Origin of the sequence: Hyphomonas oceanitis, assembly GCF_036964545.1 — a bacterium.
In the GTDB taxonomy this organism is placed as follows: domain Bacteria; phylum Pseudomonadota; class Alphaproteobacteria; order Caulobacterales; family Hyphomonadaceae; genus Hyphomonas; species Hyphomonas oceanitis.
In genome coordinates, this window is the sequence record NZ_JBALTL010000006.1 from 295,417 (window position 1) to 318,004 (window position 22,588).

21 protein-coding genes are annotated in these 22,588 nt (G+C 61.3%); 11 read left to right on the top strand and 10 right to left on the bottom strand.

What is annotated here, in order from left to right:
* Positions 1–82: 82 nt before the first annotated feature.
* On the bottom strand, positions 83–1,612 hold the full coding sequence (locus V7651_RS16950; protein ID WP_335613849.1) for a M20/M25/M40 family metallo-hydrolase: 1,530 nt from the start codon (positions 1,610–1,612) through the stop codon (positions 83–85).
* 143 nt (positions 1,613–1,755) lie between these two features.
* A complete protein-coding gene (locus V7651_RS16955; RefSeq protein WP_335613850.1) occupies positions 1,756–2,937 on the bottom strand; it encodes a DUF3137 domain-containing protein in 1,182 nt (393 codons plus the stop codon).
* Positions 2,938–3,150: 213 nt separating this feature from the next.
* On the opposite strand from V7651_RS16955, the gene groES reads away from it, so the two are divergent.
* The 7 genes from groES (at position 3,151) to V7651_RS16990 (ending at position 10,802) form a co-directional block, all read left to right on the top strand.
* Complete coding sequence (gene groES, locus V7651_RS16960; protein ID WP_335592511.1) at positions 3,151–3,444, top strand: co-chaperone GroES; 294 nt, start codon at positions 3,151–3,153, stop codon at positions 3,442–3,444.
* A 58-nt stretch (positions 3,445–3,502) separates the two neighbouring features.
* Positions 3,503–5,146: a chaperonin GroEL gene (gene groL, locus V7651_RS16965; RefSeq protein ID WP_335613851.1), complete on the top strand. Its 1,644-nt coding sequence runs from the start codon at positions 3,503–3,505 to the stop codon at positions 5,144–5,146.
* A 116-nt stretch (positions 5,147–5,262) separates the two neighbouring features.
* On the top strand, positions 5,263–5,709 hold the full coding sequence (locus V7651_RS16970; RefSeq protein WP_335613852.1) for a hypothetical protein: 447 nt from the start codon (positions 5,263–5,265) through the stop codon (positions 5,707–5,709).
* Between the two features lie 70 nt (positions 5,710–5,779).
* Positions 5,780–7,786 (top strand): TonB-dependent receptor family protein, encoded by a 2,007-nt coding sequence (locus V7651_RS16975; protein WP_335613853.1) that lies wholly within the window; start codon positions 5,780–5,782, stop codon positions 7,784–7,786.
* 4 nt (positions 7,787–7,790) lie between these two features.
* Complete coding sequence (locus V7651_RS16980; protein WP_335613854.1) at positions 7,791–9,149, top strand: PepSY-associated TM helix domain-containing protein; 1,359 nt, start codon at positions 7,791–7,793, stop codon at positions 9,147–9,149.
* Between the two features lie 166 nt (positions 9,150–9,315).
* On the top strand, positions 9,316–10,023 hold the full coding sequence (locus tag V7651_RS16985; protein WP_335613855.1) for a hypothetical protein: 708 nt from the start codon (positions 9,316–9,318) through the stop codon (positions 10,021–10,023).
* Positions 10,020–10,802, top strand: a complete 783-nt coding sequence (locus V7651_RS16990; RefSeq protein WP_335613856.1) for a hypothetical protein — start codon at positions 10,020–10,022, stop codon at positions 10,800–10,802. The genes V7651_RS16985 and V7651_RS16990 overlap by 4 nt, the downstream gene beginning before the upstream one ends.
* Before the next feature lie 156 nt (positions 10,803–10,958).
* Here the strand turns inward: V7651_RS16990 and V7651_RS16995 are convergent, their stop codons facing one another.
* The gene (locus tag V7651_RS16995) at positions 10,959–12,194 is read right to left on the bottom strand and encodes an acyl-CoA dehydrogenase family protein (RefSeq protein WP_335613857.1); all 1,236 of its coding nucleotides are present in this window, start codon (positions 12,192–12,194) and stop codon (positions 10,959–10,961) included.
* A gap of 140 nt (positions 12,195–12,334) precedes the next feature.
* Between V7651_RS16995 and V7651_RS17000 the strand changes: the two genes are divergently transcribed.
* From V7651_RS17000 to V7651_RS17010, 3 genes are all read left to right on the top strand, one after another.
* Positions 12,335–13,120: an SDR family oxidoreductase gene (locus V7651_RS17000; protein ID WP_335613858.1), complete on the top strand. Its 786-nt coding sequence runs from the start codon at positions 12,335–12,337 to the stop codon at positions 13,118–13,120.
* 132 nt (positions 13,121–13,252) lie between these two features.
* Positions 13,253–14,839 (top strand): acyl-CoA synthetase, encoded by a 1,587-nt coding sequence (locus V7651_RS17005; RefSeq protein ID WP_418887259.1) that lies wholly within the window; start codon positions 13,253–13,255, stop codon positions 14,837–14,839.
* A 48-nt stretch (positions 14,840–14,887) separates the two neighbouring features.
* Positions 14,888–16,054, top strand: coding sequence for a CaiB/BaiF CoA transferase family protein (locus tag V7651_RS17010; RefSeq protein ID WP_335613860.1), 1,167 nt, complete (start codon positions 14,888–14,890; stop codon positions 16,052–16,054).
* Here V7651_RS17010 and V7651_RS17015 read toward each other — a convergent pair.
* Positions 16,051–16,752, bottom strand: a complete 702-nt coding sequence (locus V7651_RS17015) for a VOC family protein (protein WP_335613861.1) — start codon at positions 16,750–16,752, stop codon at positions 16,051–16,053. The genes V7651_RS17010 and V7651_RS17015 overlap by 4 nt on opposite strands.
* An 83-nt stretch (positions 16,753–16,835) precedes the next feature.
* Here V7651_RS17015 and V7651_RS17020 point away from each other — a divergent pair, with 83 nt between their 5' ends.
* Positions 16,836–17,990, top strand: coding sequence for an alpha/beta hydrolase family protein (locus V7651_RS17020; protein WP_335613862.1), 1,155 nt, complete (start codon positions 16,836–16,838; stop codon positions 17,988–17,990).
* On the opposite strand, the gene V7651_RS17025 is transcribed toward V7651_RS17020, so the two are convergent.
* The 6 genes from V7651_RS17025 to V7651_RS17050 form a co-directional block, all read right to left on the bottom strand.
* Complete coding sequence (locus tag V7651_RS17025; protein WP_335592340.1) at positions 17,980–18,141, bottom strand: hypothetical protein; 162 nt, start codon at positions 18,139–18,141, stop codon at positions 17,980–17,982. The two genes, V7651_RS17020 and V7651_RS17025, sit on opposite strands and share 11 nt — an antisense overlap.
* A complete protein-coding gene (gene cydB, locus V7651_RS17030; RefSeq protein ID WP_335613863.1) occupies positions 18,134–19,183 on the bottom strand; it encodes a cytochrome d ubiquinol oxidase subunit II in 1,050 nt (349 codons plus the stop codon). Before cydB ends, V7651_RS17025 begins: the two co-directional genes overlap by 8 nt.
* Positions 19,184–19,192: 9 nt before the next feature.
* Positions 19,193–20,608 (bottom strand): cytochrome ubiquinol oxidase subunit I, encoded by a 1,416-nt coding sequence (locus V7651_RS17035; RefSeq protein ID WP_335613864.1) that lies wholly within the window; start codon positions 20,606–20,608, stop codon positions 19,193–19,195.
* Positions 20,609–20,700: 92 nt separating this feature from the next.
* Positions 20,701–21,114 (bottom strand): PaaI family thioesterase, encoded by a 414-nt coding sequence (locus tag V7651_RS17040; RefSeq protein WP_335592343.1) that lies wholly within the window; start codon positions 21,112–21,114, stop codon positions 20,701–20,703.
* Positions 21,115–21,127: 13 nt separating this feature from the next.
* Positions 21,128–21,583 (bottom strand): DUF192 domain-containing protein, encoded by a 456-nt coding sequence (locus V7651_RS17045; RefSeq protein WP_335592344.1) that lies wholly within the window; start codon positions 21,581–21,583, stop codon positions 21,128–21,130.
* Positions 21,584–21,640: 57 nt separating this feature from the next.
* A complete protein-coding gene (locus V7651_RS17050) occupies positions 21,641–22,171 on the bottom strand; it encodes a cold-shock protein (protein WP_335592345.1) in 531 nt (176 codons plus the stop codon).
* Between the last annotated feature and the right edge of the window lie 417 nt (positions 22,172–22,588).

The following is a 22,588-nucleotide window of genomic DNA, read 5'->3' on the forward strand; positions in this document are numbered from 1 at the left end:
TGTAGGCACGGTTTTGTCGGGGGCGGAGAGAGGCGCCTCTTTCCCCACCCTTCTCCCTGCCCCGCCCGGTGATTCGGCCTTGCTAGTCCGCAGGAGTGGCGTCGAAGGGCCTGAGGAACAGGCCGTGGAGGGCGCGTACGCCATCATAGTAATTGCCGACGCGCATGTTCTCGTTGGCGGCGTGCTGATTATTGTCGGCATTGACCAGCGGCAGGAGCATGATGGGCGCGCCGAGGGACAGAAGGCCGGACGTGGGAACGGAACCGCCCATGAGCGGTATACGGACGGGCTCGGCGTTGAATGTCTCTTTCAGCGAGGCCGTGATCCATTTGCCGACGGGGGCGCCGAGGGGCGTTTGCAGGGCCTTGCCGCCCCCACCACCCTTCATGGAGGCGAGGCGGGGATATTTCAGGCGCTCCTCTTCAGTCGGCTCGCCATCGACCAGGTGGTAGCCCTGCGCCTCGATATGGGTGCGCACGAGGGCGATGAGGCGCTCGGGCGGCGTGGCAGGCACGGTGCGCATACCGATGGCGGCGGTGGCATATTCGGGAATGATCGTGCGGCGGTTGGTGCCGACATCGGCGGCCTTGAGGCCCGCAATGTTGAACGAGGGATAGTTGATCGCCTCCTGATAGGACAGGCCGACGCAATCGGCCTCTGCAATGCCGAGGCGCGCATTGATGGCGGCTTCATCATCGGGCACCGAGGCGAAGGCGGCCTTGGTCTCCTCATCGAACACGACGCCATCATAGAAGCCTGCGACGGTGACGCGACCGCATTCATCCTTGAACGTGGCGAGGAGTTCAGCGAGCAGCTGGGCGGGGTTTGGCGAATAGTTGCCATAGTGGCCGGAGTGAAGCTCTGTACGGGCGCCAAAGACGGTGAGTTCGACACCAGCGCCGCCGCGATGGCCGTAGACCACGGTGGGCCGGTTGGAAATGTGCATCGGGCCGTCGAGCATGATGACGGCATCGGCGGCGAGCAGATCGGCATTGCGTTTGACGACATCCTTGAGCGTGGGTGGGCCGCCCTCTTCATGGGAGTCGAGCAGGATCTTGATATTGATGGCGGGCTCGCGGCCTTCCGCTTTCAGGGCGTTCATGGCGGCGAGCAGCATCATGATGGGCGCCTTGTCGTCAGCGGCCGAGCGTGCAAAGAGGCGGTCTTCGGGATCGGCCTCGCCATTGAGGAGGCGGTCGAGGGGAAGGTCTGTCCAGCCGCCGTCTGCCTTCGCTTTAAGGACGGGGGAGAACGGGCTTTCCTGATCCCATTCTTCCGGCTTCACGGCCTGGCCATCCATGTGGGCATAGAAGAGGACGGTCTTGCGATCCGGCGACTGGGTCGGCCAGGCGGCATAGACCATGGGCGTTTCGCCGTCTTCGAGTTGCCGGGCGGTGTAGCCGTAGCGCTGGAAGGCGGCCTCGATCCAGTCGGCATTGGCGCGTATTTCAGCCGTGGAACGCTTGGTGATGTTCGGCAGGCGCAGGAAGGCTACCCATTCCCTGAGGCTGTCCCTTGTGGCGGCTTCGACAGGTGTATCGGCGAGGGCCGGCTGCGCGAGGCAGGACAGAAGGGCGAGCGCGGCGAGGAAAGGGCGGTGAAGAAGACGCATGCGGGCAGACCTGTCTGATTGGGAAAGCAGGGCTGACCTAATCAGCGGGCCGCGCGGCCCGGCAAGCGATATGGCACGGCGTTCCGGAATATCGCTGCCTCTTGCCTGCTGATGCGGCAGCGGTCGCGAACCTGCCCTGTTTCCTACAGTTTGTCCTGTACCCAGTCGCGCGTGAGGAAGCCGTCGATGACGTCGCAGACCAAGCCGAGTTCGATGAGGGCGGTGGTGAAGCGGGCCGGGTCGACAAGGGGTTTGAAGATGGAGCCGGCCTCGAACTGGTTGGCGGCTTCGAGGGCGATTGTCATGTGGCCGTCCTCGAACACGCCGCGCAGCTTTCCGCCGGAGAAGTGGCGCTCTAGCGCGAGCAGGCGTTCGAGCCGGTCGGGCGTGAGCAGGATGCGGGCTTCGACCTGATCATTGGAATAGACGGTGAAGGCCTTGTCGAGCTCGGCGGATATGAGGCGGACCTTGGTGAGGTCTTTCGAGGCCTTGCCGCGTTTCCACCAGCGGGACCGGGCGAGGAGCGTGCGACCGAGGAAGCGCTCGGGATACTCGACGTGGAAGAGGAGGCCCTGGAAGACGGTGCCGCCATTGTCGCCGCTGGTTTCGAGGCGGCACTCCACGAGGGCGAAATTGGCGCCGGCGCGGGTGCCCTTGATGAGGTCTTCGAAGGCGCGGGAATCGTGGCCCGGCAGGAGGCTGGCGCTTTCGAGAATGTCATAGGCGGGGGTTGGACAGTCTGGCCCGGAGGCATTGGAGCTGCCGAAGCTGGCGCTGCCGAAGGGCGTGGTGATGCGGGTCTGGCCGCCGCGTTTGCGTTTCTTTCCCGTCTTTGCGCCGGGCGTGCCGTATTTCTTCTGGTAGGCGCGGCCGACGGCGACGAAGCTTTTCAGGTCGGTGATGCGGGAGACGTCTGGCGAGAGCGTGTCATAGGTGAAATCGAAACATTGGCAGGCGGCGCCGAGGACGAGTTCCTTCGTGGTGGCCTTCATATGGTAGACCTTGAGCCAGTCGAGCCCCGCCACGAGGACGATGGAAATGCCGGAACCGAAGAAGAGCACGATGGGCCAGCCACCTAGCAGAAACGGGAATGGCACCGACAGGACCAGCAGCAGAAGCATGGGGAGCAAACCGGCAATGATGGTCTTGCGCCAGGCCTTTTTGACCGTGGTGCGCCGGTCGGCCTCCCGGGCCTGAAGGGCGGGTGCGAGGGTTTCGCCCCAGATGCGCGGGCCGGAGAAGAATTCGGGCCGTATGAGCGCGATGGACTCCAGTTCGGGGACTTTAATCGGCTTCCCCGAAGCGTCATATGCGAGTCTGACCATGCCTTGTCCCCTCTAGATGCCTGTTTTCATAGCATCCACAGGCCGTTGATGAACAAAAAATTCACGGTTGGGCCGTTGACGCGCGCCTTTAGCCCCCCTACTTCCGCTGCAGCGTTAGCAGTCGGGACGGGTGAGTGCTAACACCCCTCTCCGTTCCAGAGCCGACGCCCCAGATTCAACCCCGAACCTACGTAGAAAAGCGAGAGGCTCAATATGAAACTTCGTCCCCTCCACGACCGCGTTGTCGTGCGCCGCGTCAAGGAAGAAGAGAAATCCAAAGGCGGGATCATCATTCCTGACACCGCCAAGGAAAAACCACAGGAAGGCGTCATTGTCGCCGTTGGCGCAGGCCTTCTTGATGATAACGGCAAGCGCATCCCGCTCGACGTGAAAGCGAAAGACCGTGTCCTTTTCGGCAAATGGTCCGGTACCGAAGTCACGGTCGAAGGCGAAGAGCTGCTGATCATGAAAGAGAGCGACATCATGGGCGTGCTGGAGTCCAAATAGGCTCCCGCCCCTGCTTCGATCTCCTGAAATTCCAAACCATTCAAAGAGGTAACTCACTATGGCTGCCAAAAATGTAGTTTTCGGCTCCGACGCCCGCGAAAAGATGCTCAAAGGCGTCGACACGCTGGCTAACGCCGTGAAAGTCACGCTCGGCCCTAAAGGCCGTAACGTCGTCATCGAAAAATCCTTCGGCGCACCGCGCACCACGAAGGACGGCGTCACCGTCGCCAAAGAAATCGAGCTTGAAGACAAGCTGGAAAACATGGGCGCACAAATGCTGCGCGAAGTCGCTTCCAAGGCCAACGACGTTGCCGGCGACGGCACGACGACCGCTACGGTTCTCGCACAGGCCATCGTTCGCGAAGGCATGAAGCGCGTTGCCGCCGGCATGAACCCAATGGACCTGAAGCGCGGTATCGAGAAAGCCGCTGCGGAAGTCGTTCGCGACCTCGCACACAGCTCCAAGAAAGTGAAAACCAACGAAGAGATCGCCCAAGTCGGCACGATCTCCGCAAACGGTGACACTGAAGTCGGCGCGATGATCGCTGAAGCCATGGCGAAAGTCGGCAATGAAGGCGTCATCACGGTTGAAGAAGCCAAGTCGCTCGAAACCGAACTTGATGTCGTTGAAGGCATGCAGTTCGACCGCGGCTACCTGTCGCCTTACTTCGTGACCAATGCTGACAAGATGAACGTCGAACTCGAAGACGTCCTCATCCTGCTTCACGAGTCGAAGCTTTCCTCGCTCCAGCCAATGCTGCCGATCCTCGAAGCTGTTGTTCAGTCGCAGAAGCCGCTGCTGATCATCGCTGAAGACGTCGACGGCGAAGCGCTTGCCACGCTGGTCGTGAACAAGCTGCGCGGTGGCCTGAAAATCGCTGCTGTCAAAGCACCGGGCTTCGGCGATCGTCGTAAAGCCATGCTGCAGGACATCGCTGTCCTCACAGGGGGCCAGGTCATCTCCGAAGACCTCGGCATCAAGCTTGAGAACGTCGGCATGGAAATGCTCGGCAAAGCCAAGCGCGTGTCGATCACGAAAGACGACACGACCATCGTTGATGGCGCTGGCAAGAAGAAAGAGATCGAAGCACGCGTTTCGCAGATCCGCGCGCAAATCGAAGACACGTCTTCCGACTATGACCGTGAGAAACTGCAAGAGCGCCTGGCCAAACTGGCTGGCGGTGTTGCCGTGATCAAGGTTGGCGGTGCGACCGAAGTCGAAGTGAAAGAGAAGAAAGACCGTGTCGACGACGCGCTGAACGCTACGCGCGCAGCTGTTGAAGAAGGCATTGTTCCTGGTGGCGGCGTGGCCCTGCTCCGCGCTTCCAAGAACATCGGCGTTGTTGGCCTGAATGACGACGAAAAAGCCGGTATCGACATCGTCCGCAAGGCGCTCGAAGCTCCGCTTCGTCAGATCGTCGAGAACGCAGGCGTTGAAGGTTCGGTTGTTGTGAACAACATCCTGTCCAACAAGTCGCGCTCTTACGGCTTCAACGCCCAGACCGAAGAATATGGTGACCTCGTTGCCATGGGCGTTATCGACCCTGTGAAAGTTGTCCGCTCTGCCCTGCAGAACGCAGCTTCAGTCGCAGCCCTGCTGATCACGACGGAATGCTCGATCTCCGAAGCACCGAAGAAAGAATCGGCTGGCGGCGGTGGCGGCATGCCTGACATGGGCGGCATGGGTGGCATGGGCTTCTAGTCCAGGCCCCAAGCCTACCGAAACGAACAGACGGCCCTCCGGAAACGGAGGGCCGTTTTGCTATCTGCGACACTAGCGCAATTGCCGCCTTGATGACGGCTCGCTAAGGGGGCCACATGCGCAAGGGCCTGCTCTCTCGTATTGCCATGTTCCGGGCGGTCGCCACGCTGATGCTGGTGGCGATGCTGGTGCGTGCCGCTGTGCCCACCGGCTGGATGATTGCGCCAGCCGAGACTGGTGGCGGATTCACGATCGAACTTTGCTCCGGGCGAACTGTTGTGGTCGACCCGGTGACCCGCCAGGTGACCGGGCTGCACGGCGACGAGGAGCCAGACCAGTCATCCGACAGCGCCCCCGATGGCGACCATAGCGACCCCGGCCATATGGCGCCGTGTCCGTATGCGGTCGCGTCGATCCTCATGCAGGCGGATGCGGGCCATGTGTTCGATGTCCCTGCCCTGCGCCGTAACAATGACCGCACGCTGCCGCCACTGCGCGCGCCGCCCGCATCGCGCGTCATTACCGCTCCCCTGCCCGCACGCGGGCCCCCTCTCTTCAGCTGACACTGAACCCCTAACCTTGTCAGACCAAGCGCGCGCCCATAGCCGCGCCAGAAGAGAAAACACTTATCCAATGAAACATCTCAAATCGGGCTCCCGCGTGAGCCTTATCGCGCTGGGCGCCATGCTCGGCTGTGCGCCATTCGCTGCTGCGGATGATGCGACGCTCTATCAGGACACGATCATCGTGACCTCTAATGCCAGCACGCTGGAAGCCGAAGCGCTGGTGGCGAAGACGCCGGGTGGCGCGGAAGTTGTCTCGCATGACGAATACGCCGACCGGTTCCTCGTCTCTCTGCGCGATACGCTGTCCTTCTCGCCGGGCGTCTACACTCAGCCGCGCTTTGGCCAGGAAGTGCGCATTTCGATCCGTGGGTCGGGCCTCAGCCGGGGCTATCACATGCGCGGCCTGACGCTGTTGCAGGACGGCGTGCCGATCAACCTGGCCGACGACAATGGCGACTTCCAGGAGCTGGAGCCGATCTTCTTTGACCATCTGGAAGTTTTCCGGGGATCGAACGCCCTGCGCTATGGCTCGGGCACGCTGGGCGGCGCGATCAATGGCGTGACGCCAAACGGGCGCACCGCGCCGGGCGTGTATGTGCGCGGTGACATTGGCAGCAATGATACGGCGCGCCTGCTGGTGTCAGGTGGAATGGCGGGTGACCGGCTGGATGCGTGGGGCGCTATCAGCACCGATACATCCGATGGTGACCGCGACCATGCCAAGCGCGAGTCCGTGCGCTTCAACGGAAATGTGGGCTATGCGGTGACCGACCGGATCACGATGCGCTTCTATATCAGCGTCAACCAGCTGAACCAGGAACTGCCGGGCGCGCTGACCGAGGCGGTGGCACTGAAAAATCCGAAGACCGGCAACTTCGTAAATGACCAGGGCCGCGATATCGAGTCTGTTCGCCTGCAGAACCAGACGACCATTGCGTTCGACAATAGCGACCTGAAGCTAGGCGTTTTCCTGAATGAAAAGTCGCTGCACCACCCGATCTTCCAGGTGCTGGAGCAAGATACGCAGGACCGCGGCGCCTTTGCGCGCTGGGACTGGGCGAGCGGCAAGTGGGAAGCCACGATTGGCGGCGAAGCACGCTTCGGCGATGTCGATTACCAGCGCTATATCAACAATAGTGGCGCCAGCGGCGCGCTGGCCTTTGATGCGGACCAGAAGGCCTATACGAGCAATGTCTATTCCGAAGTGCGTTATCACGCGACCAACAAGATGACGCTGATCGGCGGCGGCATCTACGCCAATGGCAAGCGCGAGCAGTTTGAGAAGTTCAACCTGTTCTCGGGCGGCGCGACGGGTGTGAAAGGCGAGAAAGAATTCAATGCCTTTTCGCCGAAACTGGGCATGCTCTACGCGGCGACGCCGGACATTCAGGTCTACGGTAATCTGAGCAAGTCGGCCGAGTTCCCCGGGTATGGCGAACTGGCACAGGTGGCGGCATTCGTGCCGGTGGAGAAGCAGACGGCGTGGACGATGGAAGTCGGCACGCGCGGCAGCAGGGGAATCGCGGAATGGGATGTCACCGCCTACCGCTCGGAGATTGATGGTGAGCTGCTTCAGTATACGGTGAATACCGAAATCCCCGCTTCGACCTTCAATGGTGACGAGACCATCCACCAAGGCATCGAAGCTGGCCTGTCGCTTCAGCTGAACGACTGGCTGCGTCTGCGGCAGGTCTACACGTATTCAGACTTCAAGTTTGATGGCGATACGCAATACGGCGACAACCACTTGCCGGTTGTGCCGGAGCATGTTTATCGCGCCGAGCTGCGCATCGGGACGGAACGCCTGCATGTGGCGCCGAGCCTGGAATGGGTACCCGAGGGCCCTTATGCCGACTATAACAATACGAAGAAGGTCGACGGCTATGTGTTGCTGGGCGCAACTGCCAGCTGGAGCGTCAATGACCGGATGGACCTGTTCCTCGATGCAAGGAACCTCGGCGGCGAGAAGGCCATCGGGGATGTCAGTGCCGTGATCACGGCGGATCCGACATCCTCGATCTACTATCCGGTGGAACGCCGGGCCGTGTTCGGCGGCATTCGGGCGAGGTTCTAGGCCTATGGCGAGCGCATTCCGATCAGGGCTTCAACACCGCGTCTGGCGCTGGCATTTCATGGCCGGTCTGGTGGTGATCCCATTCGTTGTGATCCTGGCCCTGACGGGGGCGACCTACCTGTTCAAGCCGCAGGTGGAGGCCGCGATCGAGGCGGGGATCAATGCGAAAGCGTCACAGGAGGCGGGCGCCATGGTGCCGGCCGACACGCTGGTCGAGACTGCGCTCGCTGCCCATCCGGGCTATGTCCTCAAACGCTATGTGTTGCCGGACGGACCGGAGGATTTGACGGCAGAAGTGGAGATCGTTGGCGAGGGGCCAGCGCGCTATCTCAGGCTCGACACGCATACAGGCGCCATCCTGCATGACGTGAAATCAGGCGACCGGATCATGACTTTCATGTCGAAGATTCACGGCACGCTGCTGGGCGGAAACCGCGGCTCGCTCGTGGTGGAGACGATGGCCTCGTGGACGATCATCCTGATCGTGACGGGGATGTATCTCTGGTGGCCACGCGGCATGGCATGGTGGCGCGTGTTCGTGCCGGACTTTTCAGTACGCCTTGGGCGGCGGGACGTGTGGAAGAAGGCGCACGGCGCGGCGGGCGCGTGGATTGGCGCGCTGGTGCTGGTGATGTTGCTGTCCGGCCTGCCCTGGACGCAGGTGTGGGGCGCGGGCTTTACGCGGGCGAAGGCGCTGGTGGGATTGAAATCGCCGGGACAGGAATGGTTTGTGACGCTGCAGTCGGGCGGACCTCATGCGGGGCACGATATGGGCGGGGCGGACCTCTGGAAGACCGGCAGCGATGATGACGAGAATGCGATGATTGCCGGCATGGGCGCGATGGCGCCGGCCGGTATTTCGCTGCAGGATGTGGTGGACAAGGTGGTGCCGCAGGGCCTGTGGGCGCCGGTGAACATACAGCCGCCGCGCGGGGAGAATGGTGTGTGGACGGTGCGGGCGATGCCGCAGTTCCGCCCGCGTTATGAGACCGTCCATTATGACAAATGGACGGGCGATGAAGTGATGCGCATCCGCTTTGCCGACCAGAACGTGGCTGACCGGACCATGGCCTATGGCGTGGCCTTCCATGAGGGCGCCCTGTTTGGCTGGCCGAACCAGGTGCTCGGCGTGATTGCCGCATTGGGCGTTGTGATGCTGAGCGTGACCGGCGGCGTGATGTGGTGGAAGCGCAAGCCAAAGGGACATGTCGGCGTGCCACCCATGCCGGCGGACCGACGTATCGTGGCCGGCGTGATCGTGCTTATTGTTGGATTGGCCCTGTTCCTGCCAATGGCAGGCATCACGCTTTTGGCGGTCCTGATACTCGACAAGGCCTGGAGCCTGATCAGCGCGATGCGCTGACGTCATTACAGATCCGGCCACAGAGGGCTCTGATATTTCAACGAGCCCAAGACAATTGTCGAAAAACGTCGCATAGTTGGCTCACGGCGCAAGGCTTTGGGGGGGCGGACGTGGGTGTTTTTCGATCCGATTGGCGACGCTCAGGCGTGACTGGGACCTGCGCGCAATGATCCTCCGCCGCCTTACCGATGCGTTCCGCAAGCAGGACTGGTTCACCGTCGCTGTCGACACCCTGATCGTGGTGCTCGGCGTGTTCCTCGGCCTTCAAGTCAATAACTGGAATGAGACGCGGCACGAACATGCACAGGAAGCCGTTCTGCTCGACCGGCTGGCAGAGGATTTCCGCGAAGCCGAGAGTGCTATTGCCGTTGCGGCGGATGAGGCTGAGCAGATTGCCGAACATACAGGCAAGCTGGTTGCACTGCTGCGCACTGAAGAAACACCCCCATCCCTGGACGACCTCAAGACATATCTCACCGCGCCGGCATTGACTGCGCCTCTGCCGACGCAATCGGCGACATACCTCGAAATGATTTCGACGGGCAGCCTGTCACGCATACGGAGCGAACCTCTGAGGCGCGCCCTGACGGCCTATGGTCAGAACCTGGACCGTCACGAGAACAATTATCAGCGCGCACTGACCGCGCAGTCATCGATGACCGGCCGCCCCCTGCTAATCGATGCCATTCGGGTCAACACGGACTACACGTCGCCGGAAAACGACTTTATCGTTGACCATGACTGGGCGCTTCTGCGTCAGGCTGAACCACAGATACAGACGATCATGATCTTCCAGATCAATCTGGCCGATATATCGCGGGAACAGCACGATGAGGTGACCAATATCCTGTCACTGCTGGAGGACAGGGAATGATCCTTCGCCGCGTCATCTCTCATGTGAAGAACCAGGAATGGACCGCCATCGCGATTGATTTCCTGATCGTAGTGTTCGGTGTGTTTGCCGGTTTCCAGGTGAACAACTGGAATGAGGCGCGTCAAGATCGCGCCCGCGCTGCGGTCTATACCGAAAGGTTGAAGGCGGAACTTCACGCTGAACTGGAATACGCAAGCGCCCTTCTCCAATACAATTCTGTTGCGTCCAAAGCCGGCGAAGCGGCCTATCTGGGGCTCGCGGAAAAGGCGGTGATGGATGATGAAACCATTCTGATCAACGCTTACCGCGCGAGCCAGTACAACTGGTATGAACGCCGACGGGCGACCTTTGACGAGATCGTGGCATCGGGTTCGCTGGCGCTGATTTCCGACGTCGGCCTGCGCGAAACGGCTATCGGGATATACAACACACCGATGTTTTCAATCGTCCAGTCAGAGGGGCAGTCGTCCCGCTATCGTGACCTGTTCCGCATGACGATTGAGCCGTCATTGCACCGCGACCTCAGCGAGAATTGCGGCGACAGGGAATATGCCACCAAGGGCGCAGCTGTCGGGCTTCTCACGATCGACTATCCCTGCACACTCACCGTCAGCCCGGAAGAGATGGCAAAGGGTGTTCTGGCGCTTCGGAGTGACCCCGAGGTCGCAAGAGCCCTGAAACTGCGCAACGCTCAGATGTCAGGCAGGATGTTCGACCTTGAATCGACGATAAGGGTATACGGGCTGAAAACGCTGTTCGAAGGGCAACGCACGCCATGATCCAGCTCCGTGCCGCCAGCTTGTACCAGCACCCGAAATGTAACGCGTAGGTCCGCAAGCAAGGCGTCCTCGTCCCTGGAAATCTCGCAGCTTTCCCGACTGGTGCAAACCAGTCGGGGCCGATGATATCGAGTGTAATCGTGGCGAATAGCTCGCCTAGAGCAGGTCGCCGCCGGCGGCTGCGGCCGTGGTGCCATCCTTCTTGAAGGCGCGGATGACGTTTTTGCCGGTGATCCACTTGTGCACTTCGTCCGGCCCGTCGACGAGGCGCTGGGAGCGGATATGCGTGTACCAGGCGGCGAGCGGCGTATCCAAGCTGTAGCCGAGGGCGCCGTGGAGCTGGATTGCGGTGTCGACGACCTTGTGCACCATATTGGCGAGGAAGACCTTGGCGATGCCGTTCTCCTGGCGCAGGTCCATGCCGTTCTCGGCCTTGTAGGCGATGTGCATGAGCATGAGGCGGGCGATGTAAAGTTCGCTGGCGCATTCGGCGAGCATGAACTGGACGCCCTGACGATCTTCGAGGCCCTTGCCGAAGGTTGAGCGCTTGGTGACGTGCTCTGTTGCAAGATCCAGCGCGCGCTGGGCCATGGCGACATTGTGCATGCCGTGGCGCAGGCGTCCGTAGGCAAGACGGTGCTGGCCCATGGAGAAGCCGCCGCCCTCGCCGCCGAGCAGGTTTTCTTCCGGCACAATGAGGTTGTCGATCTTCACTTCCGCGTGGCCGCCGCCCATCTCTTCATAATGTGCGCCGTGCACGGCCATTGTGGGAATGTCGCGAAGGATCTTGTAGCCGGGGTTTGGCAGCTCCACGATAAAGGTGGAGTATTGCTGGTGGCGCGGGGCGTCGGGATTGGTCTTGGCCATGACGACGGCGATATCGGCGGCGCTGGCGGCGCTGGAGAACCATTTCTCGCCGTTCAGGACATAGTTGCCCTTGCCGTCTTTTACGGCCGTGGTCTGCATGCCGGTCGCGTCGGCGCCGGCGGCTTTCTCGGTCATCGAGTAGCAGATACGCTTTTCACCATTGAACAGCGGCTTCAGGTATTTCTCTTTCTGGAAATCGGTTCCGTGGGCGAGCAGCGTCAGCATGGTCGCGTCATCAGGGCCCTGCGAGTTCATCGAGAGGGCGCCAAGGTGGCTCTGGCCGAGTTCCATCTGGACCAAGGCATTGGCGAGGGGGCCGAGGCCCATGCCGCCATGCTCGACCGGGATGAAAGGGAGCCAGAGGCCTTGGGCGCGCGCCTTCTTGCGCAGCTCGGCGAGCACGGTCTTGTAGGCCTTGCCGGCTGACATTTCCTTCTCGGCGGGGATGCATTCATCCTGCACCCATTGGCGGACACGCTCGCGGACTTCTTTTGCATCGTCCGGAATGGTGAAATCGATGGCCATTGTCATTTACTCCCTGTTTTTCTGGGTCTGAGGCTAAGGCGTTAGAGGGCGCTTGCCTATGGGTGCCGCATGGTCAGGCGTTTGCATCCCGAAAAGGCAGGTCTACAAATCCGGTAAAACATGAACCGGAGGAAGACCCCATGCAGATCAGCAAATCCACACCGCTCGTTGTCACCGGCGGCGCATCCGGCCTTGGCCGCGCCACGGCCGAAGCCTTTGCCGAGGCTGGCGCGCCTGTCGCCATTTTCGACATCAATGAGGAAAAAGGCGAAGCCGTCGCCAAGGAGATTGGCGGCCTGTTCTGCAAGGTGAACATCCTCGACGAGCAATCCGTGCTGGACGGGTTCGAGAAAGCCCGCGCAGCGCATGGGCAGGAACGCGTGACCGTGCATTGCGCGATGACCGCGAAGGGCGGCAAGACGCTGCGCTTCGACAAGGAGAGCCACGCGTTCAAGCGTTTGCCGACTGAAGACTACGCGTTCGGCGCGCAGGGCATCCTGATCTCGTCCTATCGCGTGGCCTCAATCTCTGCGCTGGGCATGGCGAATTCCGAGCCGATCACCGAGGATGGCGAACGCGGCTGCATCACGCTGACGGCTTCCGTGGCGGCGATGGACGCGCAGATCGGCCAGGTGGTCTATGGCTCGTGCAAGGCGGGCGTGAACGGGCTGGTTCTGCCGCTGGCGCGTGACCTGATGGACCTTGGCATTCGCGTGAACTCGATCATGCCGGGCATCTTTGCGACGCCGCTGATGCTGGGCGCGCCGCAGAACGTGCTGGACAGCCTTGCCGCCTCCGTGCCCTTCCCCAAACGCCTCGGCAATCCCAAGGAGTTCGGCTCGCTGGCAATGGAGTTTGCGCGCAACGGCTATTTCAACGGCCAGACGATCCGTCTTGATGGCGCGATCCGGATGGCACCGCGCTGATCCCACGGACGCTGCGTCCATCGACGTTTCAGGCTTTGCTGCCCCAGCGGCAAGGTCGTAGAGTCGCGCGAAATAATAATGCTCAGGGAGAGACATACTGTGGCCAAGGCTTTTGACTGGAATTTCGGGGATATGCTGGATGCACTGGGCGAGGTGCTCGGCGACGATGCCCCTGCCCTGATCCATGGTGACCGTGTCGTGAGCTGGCCGGAGATGACCGCGCGGTCCAACCGGCTGGCGCGGAACCTGCGCGAGATGGGCGCGAAGACGGGCGACAAGGCCGGCTTCTACCTGCGCAACCAACCGGAATATACCGAGGCGCTGGCGGCCTGTTTCAAAGCGCGGCTGACGCATGTGAACGTCAATTACCGCTATCTCGATGACGAGCTGGTCTACATTTTCGAGAATTCGGACTCGACGGTCGTATTCTACGACATTGAGTTCATCGAGCAGGTGGAGCGCGTGCGCGGCCGCCTGCCGGGCGTGATCGCCTGGGTGCAGATTGGCGGCGACAGCGTGCCGGACTTTGCGGTCGCCTATGAAGACCTTGCCAGCAAGGGCGATGCCTCGCCACTGGGCATTGAACGGTCTGGCGACGACCTCTTGTTCCTCTACACGGGTGGCACGACGGGCATGCCGAAGGGCGTAATGTGGTCGCACGGCATCTGGCGTCAGGCGGGCATGGACGGCGTGGCCAAGGCGGGCGGCGTTGTGCCGAAGGACCTTGATGCGCATGTCGCCAATGCGCTCGAACTCGGCCGACACGCGCGGATCATCCCGGCTTGCCCGCTGATGCACGGCACGGGCCTGTTTACGGCCATGGGCGTGATGCTGAATGGCGGCACCGTGGTGACGCTGACCGAGAACAAGAATTTCAGCCCGCAGAACCTGTGGGAGACGGTCGACAGGAATGGCGTGACCAATATGGCCATCGTGGGCGACGCGTTCGGCAAGCCCATGCTGAAGGAACTGGAAGAGAACCCGGGCAAGTATGACCTCTCAACGGTTGTGGCGGTCGTTTCCTCCGGCGTGATGTGGTCTGTCGAGATCAAGCGCGGGCTCCTGAAGCACATGCCGCAGGCTGCAATGATGGACAGTTTCGGCGCGTCTGAGGCTGTGGGCTTTGGCTCTTCCGCGATGACGGCGGATGGCGAAGTGAAGACGTCGAAATTCGAACTCGGCCCGAACTGCAAAGTGTTCAGCGAAGACCATCGCGAGATCCAGCCGGGCAGCGGCGAGGCAGGCTTTGTGGCACGCGGCGGCGCGGTGCCGCTCGGCTATTACAAGGATCCGGAGAAGACGGCGAAGACCTTCCCGACGATCAACGGCATGCGGTACTCCATTCCGGGCGACTGGTGCACGGTGGAAGCGGATGGCTCGATGACGCTGCTGGGGCGCGGGTCGAACTGCATCAACACCGCTGGCGAGAAGGTTTATCCCGAAGAGGTGGAAGAGGCGCTGAAGCTGCATGACGCGGTGATCGACGCGCTGGTTGTCGGCTTGCCGGACGACAAGTGGGGCCAGGCCGTGACGGCGGTTGTGTCGACTGACGGTGAGGTGAGCGAGGACGAGCTACGCGCATTCGTGGCGACCAAGATTGCCCGCTTCAAGGCACCCAAGCGCATCTTCCTCAAGCCGGACCTTGGCCGCGCTGTGAACGGCAAGGCGGACTATAAGACGATCAAGGCGTTCGCCGTGGAGCAAGCCGAGAAGGCCTAGACCGACGGCGCGCTTGTTGTGGCGTGAGCGAATGCGCTAAAGGCAGGCATGACCGATACACCGAATCCGAATGGGCCCCTGCATGGCCTGCGCGTCGTGGAGATGGGCCAGCTGATTGCTGGCCCGTTTTGTGGGCAATTGCTGGGCGACATGGGCGCGGAAATCGTCAAGATCGAGCCACCCGGCAAGGGCGACCCGATGCGCGAATGGGGCCAGGGCGACAAGCCGGCCTGGTGGCGCGTCATCGGGCGTAACAAGTATTCGGTCGAAGTGAACCTCCGCACCGAGGAAGGCCAGCAACTGGCCCGGGACCTGATCGCTGAAGCCGATGTGCTGGTCGAGAACTTCCGTCCGGGGGCCCTCGAGAAATGGGGGCTTGATCCGCTGAAGCTGCGCGAGGCCAATCCAGGGCTCATCGTGGCGCGGATGTCGGGCTATGGACAAACCGGGCCCTATGCGGACCGGCCGGGGTTTGGCCTGATTGGCGAGGGCTTTGGCGGCCTGCGCGGGATTACCGGCGAGCCGGACCGGATGCCCTCACGCGTGGGCATTTCGATCGGGGATACGCTGGCAGCCTCCTATGGGGCGATGGGCATCCTTGCGGCGCTGCACCACAGGGACAAGACCGGCGAAGGCCAGATTATCGATGTGGCGCTGTATGAGAGCGTGTTGCAGGTGATGGAAAGCTATGTGGCGGATTATTCGACGAGCGGCTTCATGCGGACGCGGACCGGCGCGATATTGCCGAAGATTGCACCCTCGAATGTCTATCCGTGCAAGGATGGAGAGTTCCTGATCGGTGGCAACCAGGATCCGATCTTCAAGCGACTGTGCGATGCGATGGGACGTCCGGACCTTGCGACGGATGTACGCTACGCGACGCACCTAGCACGCGGTGAGCATCAGGCGGAGCTGGACGGGATCATCAGCGACTGGACGCGCACGCTGAGCGTGGCGGAGCTGGAGACATTGCTGCTCGAACACTCGGTGCCTTCGGGCAAGATCTACACAGCCGCCGACATGGTGACCGATCCGCACTATGCGGCGCGCGAAGCGATTGTGACGGTGGACGACCCGGAGCTAGGCCCGGTGAAGATGCAGAACACGTTTCCGAAATTCTCGGCGACACCGGGATCCATCCGCAAGCATGCGCCGCGCAGTGTCGGCGAAGACACTGCGGACATTCTTGAGCGCTGGCTGGGGCGGCCCGCCTAGGCCGGAACGGGTACCGGCGGGCCGGGAAATTTCGCGGCATTGGCGAAGATGTCATCGGGCGTCTTCAGCATGGCCTGGTACATGTCCGGCGGGTAGACCATGTGCGGCTTGGCGGGATCGTAGGGCGGCTGGGGCTCGTTGCCCTTGCCGGCATAAGGCGCTGGCGCCTTGTAGCTTTCCGCCTCTGCTGCCGAGATGCCGGCCTTTTCGAGCACTGTGGGATCGATCCATTGTTTCGGGTCGACGGGCGTTGCGGGGGCGGCGACTTCGAGCGTCATCTGGTCTGGCCCGGCGAAATAGATCGACTTGCAGAATCCGTGATCAAGCGGGCCGATGACGTTGATGCCGTGGCTGCGGAGGCGGTCGCGCATGCCGAGGAGGCCTTCTTCATCGTCAGCGCGGAACGCGAGGTGCTGCATCGTACCGGCGGCGCTGGGCAGCGCGCCATTGCCGGAATGGGTGACGCCGAGCGTGACCGGTATCTTGTCGACATCCGGCAGCTGGACGATCGAGAAGAAGCTGTGATCGTTCATGCGCAGGAAGGCGTGAAGGCCGCCGGGCACGCCGTGCATGTCAAACAGGGCGACGAGCGGGAAATTCATGACCTCCGAAAAGAAGGCGATATGCTTCTTGATGTCGGACGACATGATGGCGATGTGATGTATGCCGCTTGGCTGCGGCCGGGACTGTTCAGTCATTCCTCGGGCCTTTCCTGCTTTCCCCTTGAGAGTGTTTGCGCAAGTATGCGCTTCATAAAAAACAAGGGCAAGGAAACACGCAAATGGCTATCGCAAGGGAACCCTACGGGTTTGTGCACGCGGATTCGGGGCGGCTGAAGGAAACCTATGGCGGCCCGGCGGGGCAGGTTTTCGTGGAATGCATGCGCATACGGCCAGACGACGTGGAGGCAAAAACAGTCATACTGTTCAGCCACCCGATCGGCGGCGGGAGCTTCCTGCCCCTGGTGACGGCGCTCGCGCGGAAAGGCCATCACGTCATCTATTGCAACCCGCGTTATCGCGGCAATGACACGGCGCTGATCATGGAGAAATGCGTGCTGGACCTCGGCGCGTGCATTGCCGACGCGAAGAAGCGGTTTGGTTATGAGAAGGTTGTGCTGGGCGGATGGTCCGGTGGCGGATCGCTGTCGCTGTTCTATCAGGACCAGGCCGAGAATCCGACCATTACGGAAACACCTGCTGGCGACCCGGTGGATATTGCCGGCGCGGGGCTGATCCCTGCCGATGCGATATTGCTGCTAGCGGCGCATATCAGCCGGTCGCACACGATGACCGAATGGATCGACCCGTCGATCCTTGACGAGGACAAGCCGTTCGAGCGCGATAGGGAGCTGAACATCTATGCGGCGGATTGCCCGAACCAGCCGCCCTATTCCCATGAATTCGTGACGCTGTTCCGGGCAGCACAGGTGGCGCGCAACCGGCGCATAACGGACCGCGTGCTGACGCAACTGGCGGCCATCAAGGCGAGCGATGACCCGGATGCCGAGCGGTGTTTCGTGGTGCAGGGCACGATGAGCGATGTGCGCTGGCTGGACCCGACGCAGGACCCGTCGGACCGCAAGCCGGGCACGTGTTACCTGGGCGACCCGCGCATTGCCAATGACGGTCCGGTCGGTCTCGGGCGGTTCACGACGCTGCGTTCGTGGCTGTCGCAATGGAGCTATGACAAGAGCAGGGCTGACGGAACGGGCAATGCCTCTCGCGTTTCCTGCCCTGTCCTCGTGATCAGCAACTCAGCTGACCTTGCCTGTACGCCGAGCCATGCGCAGCGCCTGTTCGAGGCAGTGGGCTCAGAAGACAAGCAGATGGTGACGATCAAGGACGCTGATCACTATTATATTGAGCGGCCTGACCTGTTACCAAAAGCGGTCAAGGAAGTGACCGACTGGATGGCGGCACGCTTCAGCCAATGAAGAGCAGCGACCGCAGCGCATAGGCAACCGCTGCCACGACCAGCATCGAAACGATTGCAATACCGACGAACCAGCCGAGGCGCTTGACGAGCGGGCCCTCGGACTGGTCATCCGGCAGAGGTTCTGTGGCGCGGAAGATCGGATCAGCCATGGTAGCCATCGCCGGGCTTCACCTTGCCCCAAAAGAGTGAATATACATACGCCGTGTAGAGAAGGATAATCGGCAGCATGATAGCCGCACCGACTAGCATGAAGGCAAGCGCATTGTCGCGCGCGGCGGCCTCGTGCAGCGTGAACTCAAACGGCACGATGTAGGGATAGATGCTGACGCCGAGACCGATATAGCCGCTGAGGAAGATGCCTATGGCGAGCAGATAGGGGCGCCAGTCCGGCGCAGCGCCCTGCCCCGGCTTCATCGACAGGTCTCGCCACAGCCAGGCGCAAAGCGCCATCCCGGCAACCGGTGCGGGAGCAAGCGGCAGGAGGCGGGTAAAGTCGATACTGGTCATCGTGAAGCCCCAGCGATCACCGACTGCCGGATCAATGGCGAGCGTGGCGAGGCTGACGGCGAGGAAGGCGATCGCGACGCCGATAAGGGACATGCGCGCCCAATTGCGGGCGCGGGTGTAGAGTTCGCCTTCGGTCTTCAGCACAAGCCAGCAGGAGCCGAGCAACAGGTAGCCAATCACAACGGAGATGCCGACAAGGATTGAGAATGGCGTGAGCCAATCGAACGCGCCGCCAGCAAAAGCGCCGCCCTCGACATTGATACCCTGGATCATGCCGCCGAGCATGAGCCCTTGCGCGAACGCAGCGGTAGCAGAGCCCCCAAAGAAGGCACCATTCCAGAAGAGGCGCGTGGGCGCCCGGACGGCCTTTTGTCGAAACTCGAAAGCAACGCCCCGGAAGATGAGGGCGGCCAGCATGACGAGGACTGGCAGGTAGAAGGCAGGCATGATGATGGCATAGGCCTTGGGGAAAGCCGCAAAAAGCCCGCCACCACCGATGATGAGCCATGTTTCGTTGCCGTCCCAGACGGGTTCGATCGTGGCGGTCATCATGTTGCGCTCTTCATCCGAGCGGGCATGGAAAGTGAGCATGCCGACGCCAAGGTCGAAGCCGTCGAGCGTGACATACATGAAGACGCCGACAGCGAGGATGAAGCCCCAGATCATTGGAAGGTCGAGTGTCATGGGTCTCTCCTATTCCGCTGCAACGGTGTCTTCGCCGGACTCGGCAGGATCATCCACGGAGCCAAGCGGAGAACCGGGCGCACGACGGCCCTCCTTCGAACTCATGGGATCATCATCAAAGCCGCGCGTGGCGATACGCGCCATGTAGACCGTGCCCGCAGTGAAGATGATCGCATAGGTGACCATGAAGACCAGCAGCGATGTCGCAACCTGGGCCGTGGAGACGGGCGAGACGCTATCGACCGTTCGCAGGTGGCCATAGACGGTATAGGGCTGGCGGCCGACTTCGGCGACGATCCATCCGGTGATGACCGCGATGAAGCCGAGCGCGCCGCCGGGAACAGCAGCCCAGTGGAACAGGCCCTTCTCGTCGAGACGGCCACGCCACCAGAGGAAACAACCCCACAGACCTAAGCCGAGCATGACGAGGCCTGCACCGACCATGATGCGGAAGCCATAAAAAACGAGCCAGAATGGCGGCATTTCTTCCGGCGCGAAGGCGTCCATGCCTTTCATGTCCTCCCCCTCTTCGAGCCCGGCGAAGAGATAGGGGCTGGTACCTGGAATTGTGATGCCGGCATGGCCGCAGGCATTGTCGGCCGGCCAGGCAAGCAGCATCGTTCCCTGGATGGGCGCGCTTTCGCACCAGCCTTCAGCAGCGACAATCTTCGCGGGCTGGTGTTCGTGCGCGACGAGGCCGGATTCGTGGCCGACCATGATCTGGATCGGCAGCAGGATAGCGAGCGTCATGGAGGCCATGCGCATCTGCCAGCGTGTTGGTTTGGTCAAGCGTCCGACGATGACCTGCCAGGCGCCCGCTGCCAGCACGACTGCGGCTGTGGTGATGTAGGCGGCGAGCAGCATGTGGGCGAGGCGCGACGGAAAGCTGGGGGTGAAGACGACCTTCATCCAGTCTGTTGCGTAGAAGTTTCCAGTGGCCGGGTCGACGGCGAAGCCCTGCGGTGTCTGCATCCAGCTATTGGCGGAGATGATCCAGAAGGCGGAAATCGTGGTGCCGATGGCCACGGCGCAGGTGGCGATGAAGTGGAGCTTGCGGCCCACCCTGTTCCAGCCAAACAGCATGACACCCAGGAAGGTGGCCTCAAGGAAGAAGGCCGTGAGGACTTCATAGCCGAGGAGCGGGCCAATCACGCTGCCGGCAATCTCGGAGAAGACGCTCCAGTTGGTACCGAACTGGTAGCTCATGACGACGCCGGAGACGACGCCCATGGCGAAAGCGAGCGCAAAGATCTTCACCCAGTGCAGGTAGAGACGCTTGAACGCTTCATGGCCGGTCTTCAGCCACAGACCCTCGCAAACAGCGAGGAAGGCCGCGAGACCAATCGTGAAGGCTGGAAACATGATGTGGAAGGCAATGACGAACGCGAACTGAATGCGCGATAATAAAAGAGCGTCAAAATCCATTGGTCGCTATCCCTACGGCAACTTCATTTAGGGCCGGGATAACATAGTTTGCAGACATATGCGCGTTTAGCGTTGTCGCGCGCCATCCTGCCTCATGTGGTGCGCCGCCGCAGGGACCGGAACACCGCGTCGGCGCGGGCGGCGATATGGCCGTCTTCCTTGAGCAAGCGGGCCGTGACGTGGACGATATCACCGTCCACGGCAGTCACTTCCGGGTGCGCTTCGAGCCACGTACCCTCAGGCACGATGTCCATGAATTCCAATGTGAGTTTCAGTGTGACCGACATGCGGCCCGTGACCGTCCATACGGCCCATGCGAGCGCGCTGTCGGCGAAGGCGCACGTCATGCCCCCATGCATGAAGCCCATGCCGTTGCAGTGACGATCCAGCACCCACATGCCGGTGCGCATGTCGCCTTCTGCGCTGGCCCGATAAGTGGGACCATTGTGCAGGGTGAACTTGCCGCGCGAGGGATTTGGCGCAAAGTCCGATGGGGGCGGCTTCATGAGGCCGCGCAGATCATTGCGCGAGATTGCCGAACAGCGCGTGCTCGACGACATCGCCCGGCTCGATGCCAAGCGCCTCGGAGCGGCCACCGTTCAGCTCCAGAACGGCCTTGACCGGAACGCCGGGCCCGATGGAGCGCAACGAGCCTGGAACAGTATTGCGGGCAATGGCGATGATCTTGCCATCCGTGTCGAGGAACAGCATGTCCAGCGGGATAAGTGTGTTCTTCATCCAGAAGCTGGCTTCGCGCGGCTCGCCGAGATCGAACAGCATGCCGGCATTGGGCGCCATTTCAGCACGGTTCATGAGGCCGACGCGGATCTCTTCCGGATCATTGGCCAGCTCGACCGTGAACTTGTGTACGGAGTCACCATTATCAATGGCGAGCGGACCTGTCTCAAGCTGGGCGAAAGCGCCCTGAACAAGGAAAAAGGCGGCGGCAAAAAGGCTGGCAATCAAACGGGTCATGCGCGTTGGTTTAGCCGTGCATTCGAAGCTGGGCAAGCGCTCTTGGCTGTTTGCCGTTCAGCCCTGGCGCGGCTTCACCATGGTGACATTTTCGCCCTTGCCACCTTTGCCGAGAACGACCTCGATCCGGGTGCCGGGCTCGATATCCTCATAGCCAGCCTGGCGCAGGGGCACAGCATGGACGAATATGTCGATCTCGATACCGTCGCGCTGGACGAAACCATAGCCACGGGTGCGGTTGAACCATTTCAACGTGACGGTCGTGTACTCGAATTCAACGCCCTTCTCGCGGGCGACGACAGCGCGCGGTCGCTCCATCTCGATGATGTGGGCTGTCTGCCATCCGCGCTCGCGCTCAACCGCGTCGCAGACAATGCGCGCATCTTCGTCGGCATAGGTTTCGCCGTAGTCGCGAAGGCAGGAGACATGCAGCATCACATCGCCCGTCAGGGCGGCATCAGACGTGGAGTCGGCCACAATGAAGCCATAGCCCTTGGCGCTGTCGAACCACTTAACGCGGCCGATCACGCGCACCACGGGTTCAGCCGCAGGCATATCTGATTCGGATGTCGCCACTGCTTTCGCCATCAACCCAAATTCCCCAAGGAAGCAACCTAAAATGCGATGACGCTCTTGTCACGCGATCTTCACAACAAATGCCGGAAACTTCGGCATTTGTGGATTTAAGGCATTGATTGTCGGATGAAAAAACCTGGTGGCAGTCCCTAGGGGATGGACTCATTTGTTGCTACCAGCGTCTTGATATCAAACTAGTTATTATAAAACAACGTCTAAGCAGCCGTCGCGTGTTGAATAGCGTGTTGAAAACCGACGCTCTTGTTTTGACTTAAACCTCGAATTTTCAATGCAGAAAGCGTCCCAGATCGGCTTTTTTACGGTCGTTGATCATGATATAATATTGGTTCGTTTGGGATGCTAAGCACAGCGAGCTTTCCTGAGATCAAAAAAAGTTAGAGCGAGCCGATCCCAAGCGGAACGGTGCGG